The sequence below is a fragment of the Caulobacter sp. P1_D6 genome (assembly GCF_056406095.1).
Map to the genome: position 1 here is coordinate 85,553 of NZ_JBFUAW010000014.1, position 6,773 is coordinate 92,325.

At 66.8% G+C, this 6,773-nt stretch carries 8 protein-coding genes; 6 read left to right on the top strand and 2 right to left on the bottom strand.

Features of this window, described 5'->3' with window-relative positions; translation table 11 throughout:
• Window positions 1–4: 4 nt before the first annotated feature.
• The 6 genes from hppD to AC1DYP_RS10375 all read left to right on the top strand — a co-directional run bounded on the left by hppD (window position 5) and on the right by AC1DYP_RS10375 (window position 5,027).
• Window positions 5–1,066, top strand: a complete 1,062-nt coding sequence (gene hppD / locus AC1DYP_RS10350; RefSeq protein ID WP_477046257.1) for a 4-hydroxyphenylpyruvate dioxygenase — start codon at window positions 5–7, stop codon at window positions 1,064–1,066.
• Between the two features lie 166 nt (window positions 1,067–1,232).
• Window positions 1,233–2,522 carry a homogentisate 1,2-dioxygenase gene (gene hmgA, locus AC1DYP_RS10355; RefSeq protein ID WP_477046258.1) on the top strand — a complete coding sequence of 430 codons (1,290 nt, stop codon included), beginning with the start codon at window positions 1,233–1,235 and terminating at the stop codon, window positions 2,520–2,522.
• 26 nt (window positions 2,523–2,548) lie between these two features.
• Window positions 2,549–3,556 carry a fumarylacetoacetate hydrolase family protein gene (locus AC1DYP_RS10360; protein WP_477035714.1) on the top strand — a complete coding sequence of 336 codons (1,008 nt, stop codon included), beginning with the start codon at window positions 2,549–2,551 and terminating at the stop codon, window positions 3,554–3,556.
• On the top strand, window positions 3,553–3,924 hold the full coding sequence (locus AC1DYP_RS10365; RefSeq protein WP_477046259.1) for a Rieske (2Fe-2S) protein: 372 nt from the start codon (window positions 3,553–3,555) through the stop codon (window positions 3,922–3,924). The genes AC1DYP_RS10360 and AC1DYP_RS10365 overlap by 4 nt, the downstream gene beginning before the upstream one ends.
• A 120-nt stretch (window positions 3,925–4,044) precedes the next feature.
• Window positions 4,045–4,245, top strand: coding sequence for a hypothetical protein (locus tag AC1DYP_RS10370; RefSeq protein ID WP_477046260.1), 201 nt, complete (start codon window positions 4,045–4,047; stop codon window positions 4,243–4,245).
• A 224-nt stretch (window positions 4,246–4,469) separates the two neighbouring features.
• Window positions 4,470–5,027 (top strand): GNAT family N-acetyltransferase, encoded by a 558-nt coding sequence (locus AC1DYP_RS10375; protein WP_477035717.1) that lies wholly within the window; start codon window positions 4,470–4,472, stop codon window positions 5,025–5,027.
• Window positions 5,028–5,086: 59 nt separating this feature from the next.
• Here AC1DYP_RS10375 and AC1DYP_RS10380 read toward each other — a convergent pair whose 3' ends face one another.
• Together AC1DYP_RS10380 and AC1DYP_RS10385 are read right to left on the bottom strand one after the other, a co-directional pair.
• A complete protein-coding gene (locus AC1DYP_RS10380) occupies window positions 5,087–5,908 on the bottom strand; it encodes a flagellin (protein ID WP_477046261.1) in 822 nt (273 codons plus the stop codon).
• 388 nt (window positions 5,909–6,296) lie between these two features.
• Window positions 6,297–6,773: flagellin (locus tag AC1DYP_RS10385; protein WP_477046262.1), on the bottom strand; the 477-nt coding region annotated here is incomplete at its 5' end.

Consider the following 6,773-nt stretch of genomic DNA (forward strand, 5'->3'; position numbering starts at 1 on the left):
AGTCATGACCACCAACCCACAGAACCCCCTGGGCCTCGACGGCTTCGTCTTCGTCGAGTTCACCAGCCCCGAGCCGGCCGCTATGAAGGCGCTGTTCGAGCAACTGGGCTTCGTCGCCGCCTCGACCCATCCGACCAAGGCCGTGACCCGCTACAAGCAGGGCCGCATCAACCTGCTGGTCAATGACGAGGCCACGGGCCAGGTGGCCGAGTTCCGCGCCGCCCACGGCCCGTCGGCCAACGGCATGGCCTTCGGCGTCGAGAACGTCGAGCAGGCCTATTCTGAAGCCCTGAAGCGCGGGGCCGTGGCCGCCGACGCTGGCAAGACCGTGCTGGGCGACGGCGCCCGGGTGCTGGAAGGCATCGGCGGCTCGATGCTGTACCTGGTCGAAGGCGCCGACGCGGTGTTCGCCAGCTGGACCCCGGCGCCCGGCGCCGCCGAGGCGGAGGCGGCCAACAATGTCGGTCTCGACCTGCTCGACCACCTGACCCACAACGTCAAGCGCGGCCAGATGCGCACCTGGTCGACCTTCTATCGCGACGTCTTCGGCTTCGAGGAGCAGAAGTACTTCGACATCAAGGGCCAGGCCACGGGCCTGTTCAGCCAGGCGATGATCGCCCCCGACAAGGCCATCCGCATCCCGCTCAACGAGAGCCAGGACGACCAGAGCCAGATCGAGGAGTTCATCCGCCAGTACAACGGCGAGGGCATCCAGCACCTGGCCCTGACCACGCCCGACATCTACGAGACCGTCGAGAAGCTGCGGGCCCGCGGCGTCAAGCTGCAGGACACCATCGAGACCTATTACGAGCTGGTCGACAAGCGTGTGCCCGGCCACGGCGAGGACACCGAACGGCTGCGCAAGAACCGCATCCTGCTGGACGGCAATGTCGGCGAGGAAGGCCTGCTGCTGCAGATCTTCACCGAGAACCTGTTCGGGCCGATCTTCTTCGAGATCATCCAGCGTAAGGGCAACGAAGGCTTCGGCAACGGCAACTTCCAGGCCCTGTTCGAGAGCATCGAGTTGGACCAGATCCGCCGCGGCGTGATCACGGTCGAGGCTTAGGCTTCCCGACCGGCGGAGGAGGGCGTTTACTGGACGTCCCTTCCTCCGTCTTCCCGGCGAAGGCCGGGACCCAGGTGACGCCCACGAACCGCTCCGGATGAATCTGGATCCCGGCCTTCGCCGGGAAGACGGCGGTGGGGAGGATACGCATGAGAACCCGATCCGCATGACCGACGCGCTCGCCTACCAATCCGGCTTCGGCAACCACTTCTCCAGCGAGGCGGTCCCCGGCGCTCTGCCGGTCGGCCAGAACTCGCCGCAGAAGCCGCCATTCGGGCTGTATGCCGAGCAGCTGTCGGGCACGGCCTTCACCGCGCCGCGCCACGAGAACCGCCGCTCCTGGCTCTACCGCCTGCGGCCCAGCGCCGGCCACGGACCCTATGCGCCCTACGCCCAGGACAGGCTGAAGAGCGGCCCGTTCGACGCCGCCGCGCCCACCCCCAACCGCCTGCGCTGGGATCCGCTGGAGGTCCCGGCCGAGCCGACCGACTTCGTCGACGGGCTGGTCACGATCGGCGGCAACGGCGACGTGGCGACCCAGGCCGGCATGGCCGCGCACCTGTACCTGGCCAACCGCTCGATGATCGACCGGGTGTTCCAGAACGCCGACGGCGAACTGCTGATCGTGCCTCAGCAGGGCGAGCTGCACCTGGTCACCGAGTTCGGCCGCCTGGACGTCGCGCCCGGCGAGATCGTGGTGATCCCGCGCGGCGTCCGCTTTCGGGTCGAGATCGCCGGTCCGGTGCGCGGCTATGTCTGCGAAAGCTACGGCGCGGCCTTCCGCCTGCCGGACCTGGGCCCCATCGGCTCGAACGGCCTGGCCAACAGCCGCGACTTCCTGGCCCCCGTCGCCGCCTTCGAGGACCTGGAGCGCCCGACCGAGGTGATCCAGAAGTTCCAGGGCGGTCTGTGGATGGGAACCTGGGACCACAGCCCGCTGGACGTCGTCGCCTGGCATGGCGACCTCGCGCCCTACAAGTACGACCTGGCGCGGTTCAACACGATCAACACGGTCAGTTTCGACCACCCCGACCCGTCGATCTTCACCGTCCTGACCGCGCCCAGCGAGATTCCCGGCACGGCCAATGTCGACTTCGTGATCTTCCCGCCGCGCTGGATGGTGGCCGAGCACACGTTCCGCCCGCCCTGGTTCCACCGCAACGTGATGAGCGAGTTCATGGGGCTGGTGCACGGCGCCTACGACGCCAAGGCCGGCGGCTTCTCGCCCGGCGGGGCGTCCTTGCACAACGCCATGAGCGATCACGGCCCCGACGTGGCCAGCCACAAGGGCGCGACGCAGGCCGAGCTGAAGCCCCACAAGATCGACGGGACCATGGCTTTCATGTTCGAGAGCCGCTGGGTGATCCGCCCCACGAAATACGCTCTGGAGACTTCGGCGCTTCAGGCCGACTATGACGCGTGCTGGACGGGCTTCCCAAAGGCCGTGCTGCCCTAACGATAACGAAGCAAGAGGAAGCGCCCATGAAGCTCGCGTCTCTGAAGGGCGGCCGCGACGGCCGGCTGGTGGTGGTCTCCAACGACTTGGCCTGGTTCACCGACGCCGGAACGATCGCCCCGACCCTGCAAGCCGCCCTCGACGACTGGGAGCGCTGCGAGCCCATGCTGAAGGCGCTGGCCAGGAGCGTCGAGGACAGCGGGGTGCCGCTGGAACGGTTCCACGAGCACGACGCCGCCAGCCCCTTGCCCCGCGCCTACCAGTGGGCCGACGGCTCGGCCTATGTGAACCACGTGCAACTGGTGCGGCAGGCCCGCGGGGCCGAGATGCCCGAAAGCTTCTGGACCGATCCGTTGATGTACCAGGGCGCGTCGGACGGTTTCCTGGGGCCGCGCGACACCATCCCGCTGAGCAATTCCGCCTGGGGCTGCGATCTGGAAGGCGAGGTGGCCGTCATCGTCGGCGACGTGCCGCTGGGCGCGACCCGCGAGGAGGCCCTGGCCGCCATCACCCTGGTCATGCTTTGCAACGACGTCTCCCTGCGCAACCTGATCCCGGCGGAGTTGGCCAAGGGCTTCGGTTTCGTGCAGTCCAAGCCGGCCAGCGCCTTTTCGCCGGTCGCCGTCTCGGTCGACGCCCTGGGCGACGCCTGGAAGGACGGCAAGCTGCACGGCGCGCTGCTGGTCACCCTGAACGGCGAGGACTTCGGCAAGGCCGACGCCGGCGTCGACATGACCTTCGACTTCGGGACCCTGGTGGCCCACGCCGCCAAGACCCGCGCCCTGGCGGCCGGCACCATCATCGGCTCGGGCACGGTCAGCAACCGCGACGCCGGCGGCGGGCCCGGCAAGCCGATCGCCGAAGGCGGCCTGGGCTATTCGTGCCTGGCCGAGCTGCGCACGGTCGAGACCATCCTGGGCGGCGCGGCCAAGACGCCGTTCCTGATGGGCGACGACACGGTGCGCATCGAGATGCGCGACGCCAAGGGCCACTCGATCTTCGGCGCCATCGAGCAGACGGTCGAGCGCATTTGAGCCAAGACGTTCAGGTCGGGCGGGTCTGGACGACGCCGGCCGGCGTCAAGCTGGGCCCGCTCGACCAGATCGCCGATCCCGGGGCGCGGAACTATGTGCTGCAGATCGGCGACAAGCGCTTCCACGGCTTCGTGGTGCGGCGGGGCGAGGCGGCGTTCGGCTATGTCGATCGCTGCCCGCACGCCGGACTGCCGCTGGCCCAGGTGCTGGACCGCTACCTGACCGACGACGGCGCGCTGATCGCCTGCTCCTGGCACGGGGCGCTGTTCGAGCTAGAGACCGGCGCCTGCGTCGGCGGGCCGTGCGTCGGGGCGCGGCTGTCGCCCTGGCCCGTCCGGGTCGAGGACGGGCGGATCGTCACGGCCTGAGCTGTCTGCCCAAACTCGCCTGCACGAAAACTCCACGGCCCGTCCGCCGCCCGTGGAAACCGTCGCCACGATCGGGCGATCCCGCGGCTCTAGCCTGTTTCGACAGAGCAGGAGCCGACAATGCCTTTCGACCAGATCCAGGTGCGCGACTACGCCGTGGTGATCCATGCCGGCAACGACGAATGGACCTGGCAGGTGATGGATTTCAACGCCCGCGTCGCCGCCCAGGGCGAGGTGCCGGATCGTGAGAGCGCCTGGCGCAGCGGCATGTTCGCGGCGGGAGCGGTCGGGGCGTTCGCGCGGATCGGCCGGCGCGGATAAGCCAAACCTGCCGGCAAAAGAAAGGCCGCCTTCCACAGGAGAAGAAGACGGCCGAAAGTCGCATAGGAGGAAACGCCCAGAAGGGCTGAGACCTCTATAGCCGAATGTCGCTTTCGTGACAACGTTGTCATTGGAATTTTTTCAGGCAACGCTGAAAACTCTTCTTTCCTTGGGTCGGCGGTCTTGGCGCGGGCCGGGCGCGCCGCCAAGTTCGGTGCATCCAAATGGAGCCGCCCGTGAGCTTGACCCTTCGCCTCGCCGTTCCCGAGGATCTGCCCGCCCTGCGCGACCTGATGAACGCCTCGATCGGCGAGCTGCTCAAGCCGTTCCTGAAGGCCGATGAGGTGGCCGCCTCGTTCGACATCATGGGTCTGGACAGCCAACTGATCGCCGACGGCACCTATTTCGTGGTCGAGGACGATGGTGCTCTGGCCGGCTGCGGCGGCTGGAGCCGGCGGGCCACCCTGTTCGGCGGCGACCACTCGGCCGGACGCGACGCCGCCCTGCTGGATCCGGCCCGTGACGCGGCCAGGGTGCGGGCCATGTACACCCACCCCGATCACGTCCGCAAAGGCGTCGGGCGGCTGGTCCTGGACGCCTGCGAGGCCGCGGCGGCGGGGGAGGGGTTCACGCGCTGCGAACTGGCCGGGACCATGGCCGGCGAGCCGCTGTATCGCGCCTGCGGTTATCACGAGATCGAGCGGTTCACCGCGCCGACCTCCAGCGGGGTCGAGGTGCCGCTGGTGCGGATGGGCAAGGCCCTGTCGCGCGCCGCCCAATAAGAAAAGGGCGGGTCCGAGGACCCGCCCTTCTTACGCTACTGAACTTCGGCTTGGTCCGATTAACGGAACAGGCTCAGGATCGAACCGGTCGACTGGTTGGCGATCGAGAGCGCCTGGATGCCCAGTTGCTGCTTGGTTTGCAGCGACTGCAGCTTGGCGCTTTCCTTGGCCAGATCGGCGTCGACCAGGTTGCCCACGCCGGCGTCGAGGCTGTCTTGCAGCTTGCCGACGAAGGTCAGGTGGGTGTCCAGGCCCGTCGAGCTGGTGCCCAGCGAGGCCAGCTTGTTGGTGGCCGTGCCCAGCGCCTTGCTGACGGTGTCGATCATGGTCTTGGCGGCGGCGGCCGACGTGAACGTCGACGTCGAGGCCAGGCCCAGACCAGCCAGCGAGATCGTCTTGGCGCTGACGGTGAACTGCGAGCCGTCCGAGTTGGCCAGGAAGGCCAGCTTGGTGGTCGAGCCGTCAGCGATCGAGACGCCGTTGAACTTGGCGTTGGTGACAGCCTTGGTGATCTGGTCGCGCAGGCTGTTGAAGTCGGACTTCAGGGCGTTGAACGACGAGGTGTTCAGCGAGGTGTCGGAAGCGGCGAGAGCCTTTTCCTTCATCTTGCCCAGCAGATCGGTGACGGTGTCGCCGGCGGCCAGGGCCACGTCGATGGTCGACTGGCCGCGTTGCAGCGAGTCCTTCACGGCGTTCAGCGAGTTGGCGGTCGAGGATTGACCCTTGGCCATGGCCCAGATCGCGCCGTTGTCCTTGGCGGTGCCGACCTTCTTGCCGGTGTTGATGCGTTGTTGCGTGACCTGAAGTTCGCTGTTGGTGGCGTTCAGGTTTTGCAGGGCGATCATCGCGCCCGAGTTCGTGTTGATGCTGTTCAGAGCCATTTCGGCGAGTTCCCATTCAAGGTGGCCGACGTCATTTTGACGGTCGGGAGCATTTTGCTCATCGCCAGTGTCCACGGTCGTGCTTTCGATAATGTAAAAGTGTCGCAGCTATTTTCGGGACTTGGATAATGCCTCGTTAGTCATTTCGATTCAGGGAAGCGCCTCGCTTGAATCGAGTTCTTTTGACCGAGAGTCATGAGGTCGGATCTTAATCTGGCGTTGACTCTGTCGCCCGGCCGACTGTGCCTCGAAATACAACATCTGGTAGGCGTCGCCGCTTGGCGGGATGAGTCTAGTTCGACCGGCTTGCGAGGAAAAAGGACGCGCAAGAAAAAGGGCGGGTCCGAAGACCCGCCCTTCAAGGTGCTGAACTCGAAGACCGAACCGCTTAGCGGAACAGGCTGAGGACCGACTGGGTCGACTGGTTGGCGATCGACAGCGCCTGCACGCCCAGCTGTTGCTTGGTTTGCAGCGACTGCAGCTTGGCGCTTTCCTTGGCCAGGTCGGCGTCGACCAGGTTGCCCACGCCGGCGTCGAGGCTGTCTTGCAGCTTGCCGACGAAGGTCAGGTGGGTGTCCAGGCCCGTCGAGCTGGTGCCCAGCGAGGCCAGCTTGTTGGTGGCCGTGCCCATCGCCTTGCTGACGGTGTCGATCATCGTCTTGGCGGCGGCGGCGGTGGTGAAGGTCGACGTCGCGGCCAGGCCCAGGCCGACCAGCGAGATCGTCTTGGAGGCCACGGTGAACTGCGAACCGTCCGAGTTGGCCAGGAAGGCCAGCTTGGTGGTCGAGCCGTCGGCGATCGAGACGCCGTTGAACTTGGCGTTGGTGACGGCCTTGGTGATCTGGTCGCGCAGGCTGTTGAAGTC

Bases quoted from the DNA above. Each gene is read 5' to 3' on its own strand.
- hppD (WP_477046257.1), top strand. From the start codon at position 5: ATGACCACCAACCCACAGAACCCCCTGGGCCTCGACGGCTTCGTCTTC.
- hmgA (WP_477046258.1), top strand. From the start codon at position 1,233: ATGACCGACGCGCTCGCCTACCAATCCGGCTTCGGCAACCACTTCTCC.
- AC1DYP_RS10360 (WP_477035714.1), top strand. From the start codon at position 2,549: ATGAAGCTCGCGTCTCTGAAGGGCGGCCGCGACGGCCGGCTGGTGGTG.
- AC1DYP_RS10370 (WP_477046260.1), top strand. From the start codon at position 4,045: ATGCCTTTCGACCAGATCCAGGTGCGCGACTACGCCGTGGTGATCCAT.
- AC1DYP_RS10375 (WP_477035717.1), top strand. From the start codon at position 4,470: ATGGAGCCGCCCGTGAGCTTGACCCTTCGCCTCGCCGTTCCCGAGGAT.
- AC1DYP_RS10380 (WP_477046261.1), bottom strand. From the start codon at position 5,908: ATGGCTCTGAACAGCATCAACACGAACTCGGGCGCGATGATCGCCCTG.